Source organism: Neisseria sp. DTU_2021_1001991_1_SI_NGA_ILE_055 (genome assembly GCF_032342915.1).
GTDB lineage: Bacteria > Pseudomonadota > Gammaproteobacteria > Burkholderiales > Neisseriaceae > Neisseria.
This window is the reverse complement of record NZ_CP135440.1, coordinates 685,966-703,630: the sequence shown is the minus strand read 5'-3', so window position 1 is coordinate 703,630 and position 17,665 is coordinate 685,966. Positions and strand designations below refer to the sequence as shown.

The window sequence follows — 17,665 nt, the reverse complement described above, 5'->3', positions numbered from 1 at the left end:
GTATCTTTGGTTTAAACCGATATTGGTTTACTCGGCTTTTAAATCAGCCACACATTGCTTATCGCGTGCCTCAAAGGCTTCCGCTCCACCCAAAAGTTTGAGTTGCTCCTCAGGACTGATTTTGCCGAAGTTTCGGATTTGCTCGTCAGAGAGTTTGCTTAAAGGCTGATCCCACATGCAGACACAATAGTCTTGAGCCAATTTCTCATTTTGCGCGTCCAAACCTTTTGCCTTCAAATCAGCTTGCCATTTTTCAGCGAAAGGAATGTTTTTCACGCAAGACTCCACCACATTTTGTTTCATCTGCGGCTTGTTCATGGCGCATTGTGAGAGCAGGGCAGTCAGAGCCAGCAAAGACAAAATAATCCATGCCCAAATGCGGATGGTTCGGATTTTTGCCTTGGCTTTCTTTCTGGCTGCCAGTTGTTCTTCAGACGGCCTTTCCGTTTGTTGCTCAGTCATGCAGGCTTTCCATGCGGATCATGGTGATCGGAGCATCCACGCAGCTCAGAGCTTCAATCGCTGCGATAGCGCGTTTGACATTGTGCTCCACTGTGGTGTGGGTCAGAATCACGATTTCGGCAGTACTTTGATCAATCACACCTTTTTGAATCAAAGCCTCGATAGAAACATTTTCTTTGGCCAAGAGGGCGGCAATTTGACCCAAAGTACCCGGCTCGTCAGTTGCTTGAACGCGCAGATAGTAGCCGCTGGTAATTTCATCCATAGGCAGAATATTTTGCGATCGAACTTGTGAAGGTTGGAATGCCAAGTGAGGAACACGGTGGTCAGTTTCCGCTTCAATCAGACGGGCAATATCAATAATATCGGCAACCACGGCAGAAGCAGTCGGCAATGCACCGGCGCCTGCACCGTAATACAAAGTCTCACCAACCATATCGGCATTGACACGGACAGCATTCATCACGCCGTTCACATTAGCCAACAGACGGCTTTCAGGAATCAGAGTAGGGTGTACGCGCAACTCAATGCCTTTGTCGGTTTTACGGGTAATCCCCAACAATTTGATACGATAGCCAAGCTCTTCAGCATATTTGATGTCGCGACTGTCGAGTTTGCTGATACCCTCCAGATAGCAGGCAGAAAAGTTCATCGGCGTACCAAATGCCAATGCGCTCATAATCGTAATTTTATGGCCGGCATCATGACCTTCGATATCAAAAGTAGGGTCAGCTTCTGCATAGCCCAAAGCCTGAGCTTCTTTCAAGACGTCTGCAAACGCGCTGCCTTTTTCGCGCATTTCAGTCAGAATGAAGTTGCTGGTACCATTAATGATACCGGCGATACTGCGGATTTGGTTCGCAGCCAAGCCTTCACGCAAAGCCTTGATAATGGGGATACCGCCGGCAACAGCAGCTTCAAACTGCACCATAACATTTTTTTCTTCCGCCAAAGGAAAAATTTCATTGCCGTATTCAGCCAGCAGTTTTTTATTGGCAGTAACAATATGTTTACCGTTTTCAATCGCTTTCAATACCGCATCTTTGGCAATACCGGTACCGCCAAACAATTCAACAACAACATCAACATCTTGATGTTGAACCAGCTCAAACGGATCTTTGATAAAAGCAGCATTCGGGCAAATTTGTTTGGCTTTTTCTTCGCTCAAATCGCAAACAGCAGAAATACGGACTTCACGTCCCAAACGGCGGCTGATTTCCGCAGCATTGTCCTGCAATACAGTAGCCGTACCGCCACCGACTGTACCCAAACCTAAAAGACCGATATTTACTGGCTTCATTGTGTCTCCTTTTGAGCCGATACTTTAAAATAATCACGAAAAACCAAGGCTTGTTATAATCGCTTGCAATCGTCAATTCAGAGCAAAACATCAATGCACAAGGTCAAACATTGAATCCTACCTGATATTGCTTGATTTTGCACCTTTTTTTGCAAGTTTCCAGAGGCCGTCTGAAAAATTGTTCCGCCATAAAAACAGGAATTACCATGAAAATTACAGAAAATCATCTCGCCGAAGCCACATCATTTTTTTCACCCTCGCAAGGCATATTGCAAATTGGTGAACAAACATACTCAAAACCCATTTGCTGGCAAGATGGCAAAATTAGCATCATTCCTCAAACAACCATCGGAGAATTAAACGAACACATTTTTTTATCGGCAATTGAAGCAGCAGAAAACCGTCCTGAAGTCATCATTATCGGTACCGGAGCAAAACAACAATTCATGCATCCCAAAATTGCCGCAGCCTTATCAACTTACGGAGTCGGCCTCGAATGCATGAATACAGCCTCAGCTTGCCGAACTTTAGTTTTACTGCAAGGCGAAGGACGAAGCACATGGGCGTGGTTGTGGCCATAATTTGTGAAAAAGGCTTTTACATCATAACAGTTTAAGTTCGCATAATTTATATTATGTTAAATTCATAATGCTAGTATTATTAGACTGCTAAGTCCTGTTTCTTCTAGTTGTACAATCACTTACAGAATTCAAATATAAAAGGCCATCTGAAGAATTTCAGACGGCCTTCTCTTTATCAATATCCATAAACTAATTCAGATCACAGTTTTATTCCAAAGCATGATTAAATTTCTTTGATAGAATTTTAGATAGCCCTATTCATTGACTACCACCACTTTTCCGAATCCGTCCGCGCTTTGCAAAAAACGGTGGGCTTCGGAAACTTGTTCCAATGTAAACACGCGTTCAATTAAGATTTTCACATTAAACTGCCGGATATAGTCAAACATCTCATCCAGCTTGGCTTGCGACACATTGCCCGAATAAAAGGCGGTGAGATAGCTGTTGTTTTTGAGTTCGACAATCGGATCAAAATCGTTCACGCCCCACACGTTACCAAGCTGCCCTGTATTGCAGACGATACCGTGTTCGTTGATGTGGGAGAAAGAATCACGCAAAGTTGCCGGCCCGACCAATTCCAGAATTTTGTCATAGTTTTGGTCGGTTTGTAGTTTGCCATCGACTTCAGTAATTACTCCGTCAAATCCGACCGCTTGCAAACGGGCAGCTTTAGCAGGATTACGCGTTGAGCCGTGCAGTTCGATATGCGGAAACTGCGCTTTAAGCAGCTGTGCAAAGGCTATGCCCACGCCGCTGCCTGCACCACGCACCAACACACGATCTTGCGGCTCGATACGAAGCTGTTGTAATGAGCCGAACGCGGTGTAGTAGGTTTCGGGAATTGCGGCAAGGGTCGTCCAATCCAAATCGGTATGAACGGGGTAAATTTGCTCGTTGGGCAGCAACACATATTCGGCATAGCTGCCGTCAAAGGCGCGCCCCATTTCGCCCATAATAGAGACGACCTTTTGTCCAACCGCCAGCGCGGGTGTGGAACTTTGCACCACTTCGCCTACACATTCAATGCCCAAGATGCGCGGAAATTGGACAGACGGCGATTTGCCTTCACGCGTGAAAATCTCGGAATGGTTGATGCCGAAGCCTTTGATTTTTACCAGTGACCACCCCTCTTTGATATCAGGTGTTGGCACGTCTTGATAAATCAGTTGTTCCGGACCGCCGGCTTGGTAGATTTTTACGGCTTTCATAATACCTTCCTAAGAATCTGATGCTTTCAGGTAGCCTACTGCCAATTTTACTTTCCTAACAACCCATTTTTCTCCAAATAATCCCGCGCTACATTTTCCGCGCTTTCGCCTTGCACTTTCACGCGGTAGTTCATCTCGCTCATTTCCTCTTCGCTAATTTTTCCCGCCAGTCGGTTAAGTGCGGTCACAATTTGAGGATTTTTCTCGGCAAATTCTGCTTTCATCAGCGGTGCGCCCTGATAGGCTGGAAACAGGGAAATATCATCTTTCAGTAGGCGCAATTGATATTGTTTCAATTCTGCATCGGTGGAAAAGGCTTCCACTAGGTCGATTTTGTCATTCAACAATGCCGTATAGCGTAAGGCTGGTTCCAAGCTAACAATATGTTTTAGCGTGATACCGGCAGCCTGCATGCCTTTATAGCCGTCTGCTCGGTCGATAAATTCCAGTGAGAAACCTGCTCGGATATCGGGCGCTACCTGCTTCAAGTCGCTGATGGTATTCAGTTGGTGCGATGCACCGTAACTTTCTTTTACTGCCAACGCGTAAGTGTTCTGATAAGACATCGGTGGTAGAAACTCTAACTGATATTGTTCCGCCAATAATTGTTTGCCCTGTTGATAGGTTTCATCTGGCGACAGATGGCGGTTCTTCTGTCCAGTTGGCACTTGTACTAAGGCTTCCAACACTGTACCGGTGAATTCAGGATAAATATCGATTTCGCCACTATTCAGTGCGCTAAACAGGAAAGTGGTTTTGCCAAAATTAGGTTTGACTGTGACTTTCACGTTCGAATTCTCACGTTCAATCAATAATTTATACATGTTAATCAGAATATCCGGCTCACTCCCCATTTTGCCGGCAATCACCACGTTTTTTGTGGCAGGCCTAAATGAAATCTGCGACAGACCGAGTGCGCCTAAGCCCACCGCCAATGCAAGAATAATAGCCAACTTGCGTCGCGATTTCTGCAACAGCCCGATAATGCCGCTTACGCCGACAGCCAGTAATGCGGAGAGCAATGCGCCGGTAAACGTCATTGTCATGTTGTTGCGGTCAATGCCGAGCAGAATCAGGTTACCCAAGCCACCTGCGCCGATTAACGCCGCCAGTGTTGCCGTGCCAACAATCAGCACTGCCGCCGTGCGAATGCCTGAAATCATGGCAGGCAAAGCCATCGGCAGCTCAATCCGCCACAATGATTGCCAACGCGACAGGCCGAATGCGGTGTACGCATCTTGAATCGATTGGTCGATTTGGGTCAGCCCCAAATAGGTATTTTGAAAAATCGGCAACAGTGCGTATAGCGTGAGCGCAATCAAGACGGGTGGCGAACCGATGCCGACAAACGGAATCAGCAAGCCCAGCAGCGCCAAAGACGGGATGGTTTGCAATATATTGGTGAACTGCAATACCGCTTCCGCTGCCCGCTGTCTGCGCGCAAACAACGCGGCGGCAGGCACCGCAATTGCCACTGCTGCGAGCAAAGCCAGTCCGGAAAGCCATAAATGCGTAAGTAGCATTTGCCAGAGTTCTGCTAGGGTAACGTTTAGGGATGAGAGCATAGTTTTAATTGTTATGGTTAGTATGTTGAATAATAGATGTTTATGTTTGCTTTACAGCAAAGGTGTTAGCGCCGTGAAAAAGGTTTCAGACGGCCTTCACCATCATAATACTGCCCTTCTCACAGCTTCCTGTCCCTGTTTATCCAACCGTAAGAATTGGTGGATGATGCGTTCGGCATCGGGTGCGTCGGCAGTGGAAAACAGCGATTGCACATAATCATTTGCCGGCTGCTTTTTGATTTCTTCAGGTGTGCCGATTTGTACCAGTTTGCCATTATGCATTACACCGATACGGCAAGCGAGTTTGGCGGCTTCCTGCATATCATGGGTAACGAAAACGATAGTGGTGCCAAATTTTTGGTGAATCATAGCAATTTGGTCTTGCAGCACGGTGCGTACCAGCGGGTCAAGTGCTGAAAACGGTTCGTCCATCAGCAGAACTTGGGGCTTGGCTGCAATGGCTCGCAAAATACCGATGCGCTGCTGTTCACCGCCGGAAAGTTCGTGCGGATAGCGGTCGCGGTAATGCGCAGGGTCAAGTTCCACCAGCTCCAATAATTCATTCACACGCGTTTTGCGTTCGGCTTTCGGCCAGCCCAGTACGTCAGGCATGAGTTCGATATTTTCCGCTACGGTCATCGTGGGAAAAAGCGCGATTTGCTGCAATACGTAACCAATTTGGTGGCGAAGTTGGCGGATGTCGTAGTCTTTAATCCGTTTGCCGTGCAGATAAACGTTGCCATCGGTAGGTTCAATTAGCGCGTTAATCATGCGTAAAGTAGTGGATTTTCCGCTGCCCGAACCGCCCACTAACACGAAAAATTCCCCTTGATAAATGGTTAAATCCAAATCGCGCACAGCATATTTGCCATTATACTGCTTGCCTGCGCCGTGAAATTCGATAAACGGGACACGATTATTTTGCATATTGTGCCCTTACTACGTCTTCAAAATTAAGTGGTGCACGTCCCAACAACTGTGGCAGGTCGTCTGAAACTGCGGCAAGTTCGCCTTTAGCAATGGCGGTGTAGGTGGAAACCCATGCCTCAATCTGCCAATCGGGCGTGTCAGGATACTCAGCTTTGCGACTGGCGAAGGCTTCTTCCACAGTTTCATTGTGGTAGCAGTGCGGTTTGCCGGTAATTTCGGTTAAGACGGCGGCTATTTCAGCGAAGTTTAATGATTGGGAACCGGTCAGCGTGTAGGTCTGATTGTCGTGGCGGTGGTTGCCGTATGCGATGTCGGCGATAATGTTTGCCGCTGCTTGGGCGACATCGCGCTGTGAAACGCAGGCAACGCACCCATCATCAGCAGGGCCTGCGATGATGCCGTCTGCGTTGGCAATCGTTGCCATCATCTCACTGTAAAAATTGTCGCGCAGAAAGGTGTAGCGCATATTTGTTTGCCGGATTGCATTTTCGGTAACCGCATGGGTACGCGCCAGCGTGAAGGTGCTGTCCAACGCTGCTTGAGCAAAAGAGAGATAGACAATGTGTTGCACGCCCTCTTCCGAAGCAGCCTGCACCAGAGTCAAATGCTCCTGTTCACGCATCGGACTTTCGGCGGCGGACACCATAAACAGCACGTCCACCCCATTTAAAGCCTGCTTAGCAAGCTCCAAATCGCCATAGGCAAACCGTCGCGCCTCGCAGTTCATGAGATTGGGCGCTTTGGCGGGGTTACGCAGCGGCAGGATAAGCGGCAGGCCGCGTGTGCTCAGATGACGGGCAACCATACCGCCGATGTTGCCGCTGGAGCCAGTGATGGCTAGATTCATGTTGTTTTCCTTATGCGTTTTCTAAAGAGATAGCTTTGCCGTTTACAGGGTTTCTGTAAAACCATGTGTATGCTGCTTTTTGGGTTTCAGGTAGACTGAATAGATTTAAGGGATGGTTTATTAATGGTTATTTTATTGTAGCAGTTTTCCTGCATACGATAAGCCGCGAAAGACTTACTTAATTATTAAGCTGATATTAATAATTAGGTTAGGATTGTGGTCTTTCCGTTTTCAGGTCCCTTATGGCTTAAAACGGACCTCTTTTACTAGTTTTTAGAATTTAGGTGGCATTTACATTACCAAGTATTTGTACTGCATTTCTCTATTCGCAAAGAATTTAAAGAGCTTGGGGTATGTCCCCACGGCCCTACTCCACTACTAAATAATTAAGTGATAGAGTTATAGCATAATTAAACTGACAAATTTCTTAAAACCTATTGATTTGATACTAAAAATTGGAGTACTATGAGCACACTCTCTAGAGTATCAATAATTCTCATTTGACATATAGGAACAAAACAGCGGAATTTGTAGAAGAATAGGGAAAAAGAAATTAATTTATATTATGTTAAATTCATAATGCTAGTGTTTTAGCCTGCTAAGTCTTGTTTCGCTCAGTAGTTCAATTAGTTACAGGATTTAAATATAAAAGGCTATCTGAAATGTTTCAGACGGCCTTTTACTATTAGGCTTCATTAAAATACCATTAAGATACTTACGATGGTCTTTCTGATATTTATCTAAAGCAAGTCCCCACCGTCATCCCTGCTGATTAGTCTCCACAAAGTCTGCGCCAGCAAATCTTCAGGCTTGGGCACATCGGGAAAGGGCTTTCCCTTTTCCAAATGTATGGCTTCCCCATTGTGGTTGAACGGCTGCCATACTCCGCTGTACGGCACACGGACGGTTTCGCCGTTTTCCACCAGTATCGGCGCAGTTTTAACGATTTTGCCCTCTGGGTCCAATATCCCGTCCTTCATATTCGGGTTGTCCCAGCGGTGTGTCCAGTAATAGGTTTTGACAGCATCAAAATGGGGCGCATCGTAAAGGTGGTGCAGGCGGTTGGGAACAGCTTTGATGACCGGCCTTAAGGCTTCGTTCAATGCCTGGTAATTTAAAGGCAGCTGTTCGCCGGCATCGCCGACGTCGGGCAGTTCGTCGATTTTGATGACGGAAACGCCGTTTGCCTGCGTTTTGACCGTGATTTCAGGGTACTGGGCTGCCAGCCGCGCCCATACCTGAGGTTCGATACGCATGAATAGGGATTTGCCTAGAATGGTGTACCAAGCGATGCTTTTAGCTGCATCCTTATAATCCCTTAACCCTGCATAAGCATTGCAGTTGGGCATCACATTATAGTAATGAGTGGCAACCTAGTATTCGTGCGGCTCCCATTCCTCACAGCCGTAAGGCAGGATGCATTCCAACCCTGCGTAGCCGTGCAGTACGTTAAATTGTGCACACAGGTAATCCACCCATTCTTCAAATTCCGTCCGTTTGTTTTCATCTTTCAACCAATCGATGGGGAAGGTCAAACTTAAATAGCTGAGGAAGTTGTATTCGAGTTCTCCTGTTGGAGATGTGGTTAGAGTGGAGCAATGGTAGTCCGGGCATAATCGCTTTTTCGTTCCGAACTGATATGGGCTTCTAATCTTTCATCCCGTTGGGCTGTTTTTTGGCTTTTCTCCATACTTTTTTGAAATTGTGCGGCACTAAATTTGACAAATCTTTGATGTTCTTCAAAGAACAAACCGTTCAGATACTTGCTATATTGCGCTTGATATCTTTTGAACACATCCACTTCCGCTGCCCGCTTTCACTCCCGCCGCCGTAGAAATATATAGTAATGCCCAGCCCCATCTTGGCATACAGTCTGTGTTCGTCGTCGTATAGTTCGCAACGCTGTGCATGAAATATAATGTCGTTCAAACGGTTTTTTTGTTCTTGAGGAGGCATGTTTGATCCAATGTAGAGGTCGAATATTTTAGACCGTCTGAAAGTGTTTTTCAGACGGCCTTTCCCATTGCCATCCTATATGCCGTCCAATACCGCAAACCCGTGTTTGCGGGCATATTCGATATAGTCCTTCGGATAAAAACCCATTGCCTTTAAGGGTCGACCTTCCATATCTGCATGAAGCAGCAGGGTAAAAATGGCGGTTTCGAATGCCCAGTAGCCGAAGAACAATTCTCCATCCCTGACTTTATGGTAGTCATACCAATAAGTATCCTTATTGGTTTTGTACCAGCCTTTCAGATAGTCCCGCAGCAGCCTGCCGCGAGGGATCGCCAAAGATTCAAACGGATTGTCGGGATTCTTGGGCGGATTGATGATGTCGGGTATCAGCATATAAACGCTTTTTGGAAAAAACGGTTCGGGATTGACCTGAACCCTGCCCCGATAACCGACCAAATCCAGCAATGCCTTCATCGGTGCATCCACCAGCGGGGCCCCGCCAAGGATGCGCTCTCCATTTTCATCCAAATCGGGTGAAAGCCAGCCGGGGATGCGGTTGAGGCTTTCTTTATGGTTGGACAATACGGCCAGACCCAGCAGCCAAAGGATGTAGGCATAGGAATCGGCTTCCCACAGTTGCAGCTTGTCTTCGGGAAAATCAATGTCGAAATGCTTGTGGAAGCGTTCGAGCATGTCATGGGTGGCGGAAACGACTTCGGGCATGGGAAGGCCTGCAGAATAGAGGAGTTGGCAGTAACGCATGGCGGTTGATATTTGATTCCAACTCAAGCCGCGGTGATAACGCCTCTGCCCATAATCGGGGTCATCTAAGATCCATTGGGGTGTTTTGATTGAAAAAACATCTTCCTGTAAATCTTCTTCAAAAAATTTTTTCCTATGAAGAAAATTTCTTTCTGTCAGATAAATAGCCCGTTTGTTTTTTTCAAATTCGCACATTGTTTTTCCTTCTTAAGGTTTGACTGTCTGTTTGATTCCAGTTGCACCCGGGTTGAGTTTATGGATGGCTTCTATTTTGCCGTCCGGCCCGACTATCATCAGCCATTTTTCATAACCACCCTGACGGACATCCCTTGCCTTATCCCCAATTTCCTTCTCTAATCTATCATTAACCCATTGATCGCTCATCTGTCTTCCACTACTTTTTGTATTGCCGAGCAAGCCTAAGGGACTCTTCGCCTTCGTCAGCGTCCCGTCTCTGTCCACATACTGATCTGCATCCGTTCGAAATTTTGTTTCTGTTACCACATACGGCGGCGGCGGATTAGGATTACCGTATATACCGTCTATCCCGCGACCTTTGGGCGCGTCTTCCAAACTGCGCACCCGGCGGTTATCGGGAAGCAGGTTTTTGAACCCCTTATTTACCATGTATTCGTCGCTGATCAATTCCCCGTACAGTCCTTTTTTGGCATTATTCCAGCCGCGGACGATATTCGGGTCGTGCCTCTTCAGTCGAACCGGCGTTTTGTTCCCCACCCTTGCCGCCTGCAAACCGCCTGCCTCTTTTTCCAAAGCATCCGCAATCCCGTTCAGGGTGACCTTTACTTCGTCTACGGCACTTTGCAGCGATCTTACTGCCTGATTTTGCAAACGTTGCGATTCTGCAAGCAGGTGGCGCAAATCGGACATGGCTCCGTTAGGCAGGGCATATTCGACTTTTGACAGCCTGCCTATCACCTCATCCGCAAGTATTTTGTTTAAAGCCTTCCAACGATTAATAATGTCTTGAACCGCTAAAGACTTTGCCTTAGTCCTGCACCAATTAGCCATGATACGGTAAACGTTTTGCAGCCTTTGGCTGCCGACGAGTTTAACCAGCTGTTCGTCCCTGAGTAACCTTCGTATCGGCATCAAAGCAGCCTGTACCGCCCTGCCGACATTGTTCACCCCCATTTTCCTGATTTTCAGAAGGATGATTTTTAAAGCAGCTTTGGCAACATCGCCTGCACCGGGTATAGTGCCGAATATTGCCAGTGTCAATGCAACCCATGATGAGTCGGGGTTCTGTCCTTGTCGTTTGTGAGTGAATAGATGCAGGCAGCCAAATCCCGTATATCCAATACTTGACCTACGTAGGGGACGAATCCCAATACTGCATCAGCGATAATCTGACTGTCGCTTCTCTCTCCGTCCCAATCCCCTTTCAGTACCCCCCAAATCCAGGTAACTCTGTCGATCATACTATCAAAGTTTGATGATACCCATTTGCTTCCTTGTTTAGCAGCATTGGATAAATCATTATAAACACATGTAAAAAAATTGTTGCAACGTTCTATTAGTGAATCAGCCATTGTGTTTTTTCCCTTTTTTAAAGATGACTGCATCCAAAAAATCACCAATACCGTCATTTGATGGTTTGATAGGTTGATTTTCAATGACTAAATCCACGATATCGGATGGGGGATTATCAAATTCGTAAAAACCGTTTTCATCAGTTGTTCCCTTTACTATTTCCCCTGTTTGAAATAAGCCTTATATTTCACGGATGGTATGGGCTGCATATCGCTGTCTAGGTATTGGAACGCCAGCCAGGTTGGGGATTTTTGATTCATAGCAGGTATAAAGTGATTAATCTGTTTAGGCACCGTCACCTCCATCGGTGCCCTCACCCGCACCACCTTCGGACTCCCGATCTCAACCTCCCCGTTGCTCAGTTTGATATACGCCCCTTTGCAGGTGATCAGAACCTCTTCCTTCGTCGCAATGGTGACTTTACCTGCACTGCTGGTTAACGTTGCATCCTTTAAGGCATTCAGCTGCAATTCGTCATTCTGTGCCTGTACAGTGACTGCACCCTGATTGGCCTGCACTTTGATGCCGCTGCTTTGGGCAAACAGGTTAAGGCTCTCTACCGCATGGGCGGTCAGGCTTTGGCCGGCGGTAATGTCGGTGTTTGTCCCGCTGACAATGTGGATGTTTTCACCGGCGGTGTGCAGTTGGCTTTGCTCTGTTGCGGTGGCAATACCGGCCGGGGCGGTTTGGATCAAACCGGCCTCTTTCAGGTCTTTGAGGGCGTCTTTCAGACGGCCCCTTTGGGTTTCTTCATCGGTGTTGTGGTTGTTGGCCGTTTGGGCGGCTTTGTTCAGGCTTTTGGCCAGGGAGAGTGCTTGTTCGATCTGAGCGATGGCATCGTCCATATCCAGTACTTTGCCGTTGGCATCCTGGTTTTGTGCGCTGACGAGTATGCCCTTACCTGCCCGTACGGCACCCCAACCGTCGGTTCTGAGTTCGAAGCCTTCGCCGTTCTCTCCGCGTTTATCACGATTTGAGTCGACGATATGGCCGAGGTTGAGTTGAGATTTCTGATAGTCGGTGGCAAGTTTGATGTGTTCCTGGCCTTGCAGGTCTTCCATCCTGAGTTTGTTGTTCGCCCAAGTACGGATGACGTTGCGGGTGTTCCAGTCGGCTGGGATATGGTCGGGATGGGCGCTGTCGTGCATGACGCCGGAGATATACGGACGGTCGGGGTTGCCCTGTACGAAGGACAGCATCACTTCTGTGCCTTCGTGTAAGGGAAAGTGGATGCCGTATTCGGGACCGGCATAGGGTTTGGCCAGCCGGACGGGACGGCTTTCGCCGCCGGGACTCCATTCGTCCAAATCAAACGGCAGTTTGACCCGGTAGCGGCCCATATCGTCGATATAGGCATAGGTGCAGTTCTCCGCCGCGGTTACCCGTGCGGGCAGTGTGTCGACGATGTGGGGACGCGGGGTGGTGCGTTCGGGATAGAAGGTGTGTTGGGCGGGTATGGCGGTAAAGGTGTGGCTGTAGGCGCTGTCGCGGCTGCCGCCTATTCAGACGGCCTTCGGCTTTAATCCCACCAGTTCCACCAGCGGCGGGCGGTTTCTTTTTTCGGCAGCGGCAGGCCGGTGGCGGGGTCCAGGCCTTTGGCGGCGGCCAGTTTTTCTACCAGTTCTTCGGCGGGCTTGGGCGGCTCTTCGCCTTCTACGAAGCGCTGGATGTTGAGTTTGCCGTCCCATGCGGGCAGCGGCGCGGGCGGCAGCGGTACGATGTCGTCGATTTCCTCTACCGTGGCTTCGGGATAGACTTCGAATGTGGTGGACAGGTAGCGGTCTATTATTTTATAACGGCGCGCCCGCTCTTGGTCGGGCTTGACGGCAAGTTCCTTCTCTATACCTCCAAAGATCAACCTGAGGCTTACCGCGCCCTGATATGCGCCGCCTCGGAGGGACTGCTGGGCGTAAAACATGGCGTCTTCCGCATTGTGTTGGATCACAGTTGCTGTGATGCTGGCTTGTTCCCCGCCCTTCCCGCTGGGGAAGCGGTGGATTTTGTCGGCGGAATAGCGGTAGAACTTGTCGCTCAAATCCAGCAACTTGCGCCGCTCTTCACCTTCCGGCAGCCTGACCGCCTGATCCGACAGAAGCTCGGCAATCATGTACATCGCTTCGGGGTTGCCGCGGTCGGCGGCACGGCGCAGGTAGGCGGCGGCATCGCCTTTGTCGTGTTTGGGCCCGTAGCCGAACAGGATGTAGGTACTCCACCATAAATCGGCGGTGGCGGGCAGCTGTTGCGCCAGCAGTTCGTTCAGGGCGACGCCTTCGTCCCTGCGGCCGGGGATGTCGACATCTTCGTTGTACATCAGGATGTGCTGCAGGGTTTTGTTGGCCTGCCAGTGGCCGTTGGCGGCGGCGATGCGGTAATAGCGCAGGTAGGGCAGCAGTTTGTGGCGGGTGCTGGGTTTTCTGCGGGTGTTGATGTCGTGCCAGAGGGCGTAGCGGTAGAGGGTGTCGGCTTCTTCGGGCAGCGGCGGATAGGTTTCGGTGGTCAGGACGATGTCCATTTTTTCCCATTTGTCGGTACTCATGCGTTCTTCCTTTGCGGGCGGGTTCGGGGTACAGGCAGCCAAAAGGATGGCGAATAGCGCAATGAGGAATTTCTGCATGGTTTTCTCCTTTTTTCCCTTAATGTAGTGGAGGCCGTCTGAAAGTTTTTCAGACGGCCTTCGGCTTTAATCCCACCAGTTCCACCAGCGGCGGGCGGTTTCTTTTTTCGGCAGCGGCAGGCCGGTGGCGGGGTCCAGGCCTTTGGCGGCGGCCAGTTTTTCTACCAGTTCTTCGGCGGGCTTGGGCGGCTCTTTGCCTTCCACGAAACGCTGGATGTTGAGTTTGCCATCCCAGGCGGGCAGCGGCGCGGGCGGCAGCGGTACGATGTCGTCGATTTCCTCTACCGTGGCTTCGGGATAGACTTCGAATGTGGTAAAGAGATAATCACTGATGACTTCATAACGGTGCGCCCGCTCTTGGTCGGGCTTGACGGAAAGTTCTTTCTCCTCACCTTCAAAGATCGACTGAAGGATTACCGCCCCCTGATAGGTGCCGCCTCGGAGGGACTGCTGGGCGTAAAACATGGCGTCTTCCGCATTGTGTTGGATCACAGTTGCTGTGATACTGGCTTGTTCCCCTCCCTTCCCGCTGGGGAAGCGGTGGATTTTGTCGGCGGAATAGCGGTAGAACTTGTCGCTCAAATCCAGCAACTTGCGCCGCTCTTCGCCTTCCGGCAGCCTGACCGCCTGATCCGACAGAAGTTCGGCAATCATGTACATCGCTTCGGGGTTGCCGCGGTCGGCGGCACGGCGCAGGTAGGCGGCGGCATCGCCTTTGTCGTGTTTGGGCCCGTAGCCGAACAGGATGTAGGTACTCCACCATAAATCGGCGGTGGCGGGCAGCTGTTGCGCCAGCAGTTCGTTCAGGGCGACGCCTTCGTCCCTGCGGTCGGGGATATCGACATCTTCGTTGTACATCAGGATGTGCTGCAGGGTTTTGTTGGCCTGCCAGTGGCCGTTGGCGGCGGCAATGCGGTAATAGCGCAGGTAGGGCAGCAGTTTGTGGCGGGTGCTGGGTTTTCTGCGGGTGTTGATGTCGTGCCAGAGGGCGTAGCGGTAGAGGGTGTCGGCTTCTTCGGGCAGCGGCGGATAGGTTTCGGTGGTCAGGACGATGTCCATTTTTTCCCATTTGTCGGTACTCATGCGTTCTTCCTTTGCGGGCGGGTTCGGGGTACAGGCAGCCAAAAGGACAGCGGCCAGGATAAGGCTGATGGCTTTGGTCATGGTTCAATCCAAATCGTATTTGTACGGCGTTACCGAGGGGTCGAGCATTTCGAATTCGAGCAAGGACATGGTCAAGGGAGCGGATTTTCTAAATGACTCTTTGTTTTTTTTCATTGCTTTATCCCATTTTCTAAACAATTTTTTTACCTCCTTCGGATCGTTCAGGTGTCCCGCCGGATTCAAACCGGCATTGCCGCCGGTGTGGATGCCCCACAGCTCTTGACGCAGTTTGCGGGCGGTATCCCCGTGTTCGGTGGCGATATTCAATTCGCTGTCTATCTGCATGCTGCGGGTGTTGATGTTGCTCGATCCCAGTGTCAGGTAGGCATCATCGGCTATGGCGACTTTGGCGTGGATATAGATTTCCTGTGCGTTATTGCTGCCGTTTTTCGGATCGGCATCGCGTTCGCGCACTTCAGTGCTGACCAGACGGCAGACGTGTACGGCCAATCCCTCTGAGGCCAGGTCTTTTTTCAAAATCTGCCTGAGTTTGTCCAAGTCTGCGTCTTTTTCAAGACTCAGTCGGTCGAGTTCCTGCCGCAATTGTTCCGCTTCCTGTTTTTGGCGGCGCATCCGGGCTTCTTGGGGCGTGTCTTCCCTTAAGCCGAACCAATTATTGGGCAGTTGGTCGGACAGGTCTTCTGCCTGTTGTTTCAATTTCTGCGTCAGCCTGGCTTTGCCGACTCCGGGCATGACATCCCGGCGACCGAGCCGTGCGAGCATACGGTCGGTATTGATGCGACCGGCCCCCAGCCCTTCATTGCTGGTGTTGGTTACGGCAAAGATACAAAGTGGTTCTTTGCGCCCGCATTCTATCAAGGTCTTTCCCCATTCCCTAAGGGCATCCGCCAACGGCGGCCAACGGAAATACTGGTTCTCAAAATACAGGTAAGCGCAACTGCGCTTGACCAGCTGCCCGTATAGTGCCATGACTTCTTCACGGTCGAATTCCTTCTCGGGCTGGGTGCGGACAATCTGGGCCATCATCTTCGTACCCAGTTTTGCATTGGGTCGGTAGGCTTTGCGGGAAATTTTTTTGCGGGCGGCAACGAAATCCGCATCTTCGGGGGCAATTTTTTCCCATGATTTAATGAAATTGTCGTTTAAATCATGCAGCACCTCCCCACTCACTATACTGGAAACATCTTGACGCGGAATGGGAAAAAATGCACCGGTATTAGGCGATTTGCCCCGTCTACCGTGCTTAGAGGTATCCCAGTAGGCTTCGAGCATGTTGTGTCCCATTACAAAACCGACAGCGATTTTAGGGGCTTCATAATCAATTAAAACGGTTTTTTGGTGATGCGACGGGAAAATAGCATATACGTCTTTTGTCAGTCTGCTAATACCGCCATCTTTCAGACGGCCTTCCTTCGCGCGTATGTCTTCAGGCGGGATGAGGCGAGATTTGAAGGATAGTATGACCTTTGAAGGGGTGAGCGCAGGTGAACCGTTAACGGATACCTCCACTGATGTGGCGTTGTCGATTGGTGTGACGTCGGGTATTTCCGAGTCGGTATCGTCATGATTCAGGCATTGGGATTCGGCAGTATCCGTAGCCATATCCAGCTCCATACCTTTAGAAGGGTTGTATTCCAAACCCTCTCTCGCGCTTTCAGAAAGACCGGTGGAAAAAAGATGGTAAGTATAGGGAAATTCCGAGCGGTATTTTTTCAGGAAGGCGTAACTGATGCAAAATAGATAATTACGAATGAAACTCGAGGGAGCATCATAAGATATGCCGTTCCAAGGGGAAAATATTTTATCCAGATAATTACTTACCTGTTTGTGTATCCTCCGACGGAATTCCGTGCCACTATTAAAATTATCATCGGCCTTTATAGGTAAATCCGTATATATTTTTCCAAGCACGGGAGAATCGAAGTGGTTATATAGATTGGCCAAAATCTCAAAGCTTGCTTCTGCAAGGTTCGATCCGTTCTTTAATAAATCTTCAAAAGCCTGTTTCACTGAAGAAGGGATTAATTTGTGAAAAAAATCTTCCTTTGCACGATCGGCTTCCTGCTTTACTACCATTGTTTGCACTATAGGAGCTATCCTGCACTTGGTTTGCAGCAGTTTTTTGCAGGAGCTATGGTAGTAAGCATCATCCATTTCGGCAGAATTAAGCAGATGCCATGCCCAGTCATAGTGGGCTTGTTTCCCGGTATAGCCAAGTTGTGCGCTTGAGCCGATAAATGCGTCTTCATACCGTGTTACAAAGTTTTCGAAATCCTGTATGGAGACGGCATCCGATTTCAAGAATTCCAACAAATGCGGCAAAATATTAACCTCGTGCAGCTTGGCAGGCATGCTTCTCCCCGGGGTGTTGTCCTCCCCACCAAGTTTCTCAACCCCTGCCGCAGTCTGCCAGCACATGATTTTGACTTTCACATTCTCAACGGCTTTTTTAGCCAGTAGTTCGCCTATGGGAGGCTCACTGCCATTCCGTTTAAAATACATCGAAGGCTGGAAGCCCCAACAGGTGATTTCTATTGATTTCTTAGCGTTACTGATACGCTCGTACACTTCACCGAAAGCTTTTTCTCCATTGACCAGCGGTTTAAATGTTGATTCCGATATAGGATATTGTGCTGCTTTCCCATGCAGAAAAACCGAAGATGATAATTGGACACGCTTGTCCTTCTCGCATAATGGAGCGGTGAATTTCTGGGGTCTATCCGTTTCAAAAGACATAATTTTTCTATCCTTTTTCAAGAAAGTA

The 17,665-nt window shown here is 49.1% G+C and carries 13 protein-coding genes and 1 pseudogene; 1 reads left to right on the top strand and 13 read right to left on the bottom strand.

What is annotated here, in order from left to right; all coding sequences use genetic code 11:
- Window positions 1–27: 27 nt before the first annotated feature.
- The gene (locus RRV97_RS03260) at window positions 28–462 is read right to left on the bottom strand and encodes a hypothetical protein (RefSeq protein ID WP_049322347.1); all 435 of its coding nucleotides are present in this window, start codon (window positions 460–462) and stop codon (window positions 28–30) included.
- A complete protein-coding gene (locus RRV97_RS03255; protein WP_315611973.1) occupies window positions 455–1,762 on the bottom strand; it encodes a homoserine dehydrogenase in 1,308 nt (435 codons plus the stop codon). The genes RRV97_RS03260 and RRV97_RS03255 overlap by 8 nt, the downstream gene beginning before the upstream one ends.
- Window positions 1,763–1,968: 206 nt before the next feature.
- Here RRV97_RS03255 and RRV97_RS03250 point away from each other — a divergent pair, with 206 nt between their 5' ends.
- Window positions 1,969–2,343, top strand: coding sequence for an Mth938-like domain-containing protein (locus RRV97_RS03250; protein WP_315611972.1), 375 nt, complete (start codon window positions 1,969–1,971; stop codon window positions 2,341–2,343).
- A gap of 254 nt (window positions 2,344–2,597) precedes the next feature.
- Here the strand turns inward: RRV97_RS03250 and RRV97_RS03245 are convergent, their stop codons facing one another.
- The 11 genes and pseudogenes from RRV97_RS03245 to RRV97_RS03195 form a co-directional block, all read right to left on the bottom strand.
- Window positions 2,598–3,551 (bottom strand): zinc-binding alcohol dehydrogenase family protein, encoded by a 954-nt coding sequence (locus tag RRV97_RS03245; protein WP_315611971.1) that lies wholly within the window; start codon window positions 3,549–3,551, stop codon window positions 2,598–2,600.
- Between the two features lie 47 nt (window positions 3,552–3,598).
- Complete coding sequence (locus RRV97_RS03240) at window positions 3,599–5,116, bottom strand: ABC transporter permease/substrate-binding protein (RefSeq protein ID WP_315611970.1); 1,518 nt, start codon at window positions 5,114–5,116, stop codon at window positions 3,599–3,601.
- 102 nt (window positions 5,117–5,218) lie between these two features.
- On the bottom strand, window positions 5,219–6,043 hold the full coding sequence (locus RRV97_RS03235; protein WP_315611969.1) for an ABC transporter ATP-binding protein: 825 nt from the start codon (window positions 6,041–6,043) through the stop codon (window positions 5,219–5,221).
- A complete protein-coding gene (locus RRV97_RS03230) occupies window positions 6,033–6,893 on the bottom strand; it encodes an SDR family oxidoreductase (RefSeq protein ID WP_003746677.1) in 861 nt (286 codons plus the stop codon). Before RRV97_RS03230 ends, RRV97_RS03235 begins: the two co-directional genes overlap by 11 nt.
- Window positions 6,894–7,633: 740 nt before the next feature.
- Window positions 7,634–8,545: pseudogene (locus RRV97_RS03225) on the bottom strand (type VI immunity family protein).
- A 379-nt stretch (window positions 8,546–8,924) separates the two neighbouring features.
- On the bottom strand, window positions 8,925–9,806 hold the full coding sequence (locus RRV97_RS03220; protein WP_315611968.1) for a PoNe immunity protein domain-containing protein: 882 nt from the start codon (window positions 9,804–9,806) through the stop codon (window positions 8,925–8,927).
- Between the two features lie 12 nt (window positions 9,807–9,818).
- Complete coding sequence (locus tag RRV97_RS03215) at window positions 9,819–10,850, bottom strand: hypothetical protein (RefSeq protein ID WP_315611967.1); 1,032 nt, start codon at window positions 10,848–10,850, stop codon at window positions 9,819–9,821.
- Window positions 10,851–11,317: 467 nt separating this feature from the next.
- The gene (locus RRV97_RS03210; protein WP_315612227.1) at window positions 11,318–12,619 is read right to left on the bottom strand and encodes a DUF2345 domain-containing protein; all 1,302 of its coding nucleotides are present in this window, start codon (window positions 12,617–12,619) and stop codon (window positions 11,318–11,320) included.
- A gap of 62 nt (window positions 12,620–12,681) precedes the next feature.
- Window positions 12,682–13,776, bottom strand: a complete 1,095-nt coding sequence (locus tag RRV97_RS03205; RefSeq protein WP_315611966.1) for a DUF6396 domain-containing protein — start codon at window positions 13,774–13,776, stop codon at window positions 12,682–12,684.
- Between the two features lie 66 nt (window positions 13,777–13,842).
- Window positions 13,843–14,859, bottom strand: coding sequence for a DUF6396 domain-containing protein (locus tag RRV97_RS03200; protein ID WP_315611965.1), 1,017 nt, complete (start codon window positions 14,857–14,859; stop codon window positions 13,843–13,845).
- An 84-nt stretch (window positions 14,860–14,943) separates the two neighbouring features.
- Window positions 14,944–17,637, bottom strand: a complete 2,694-nt coding sequence (locus RRV97_RS03195) for a phospholipase D-like domain-containing protein (protein ID WP_315611964.1) — start codon at window positions 17,635–17,637, stop codon at window positions 14,944–14,946.
- Between the last annotated feature and the right edge of the window lie 28 nt (window positions 17,638–17,665).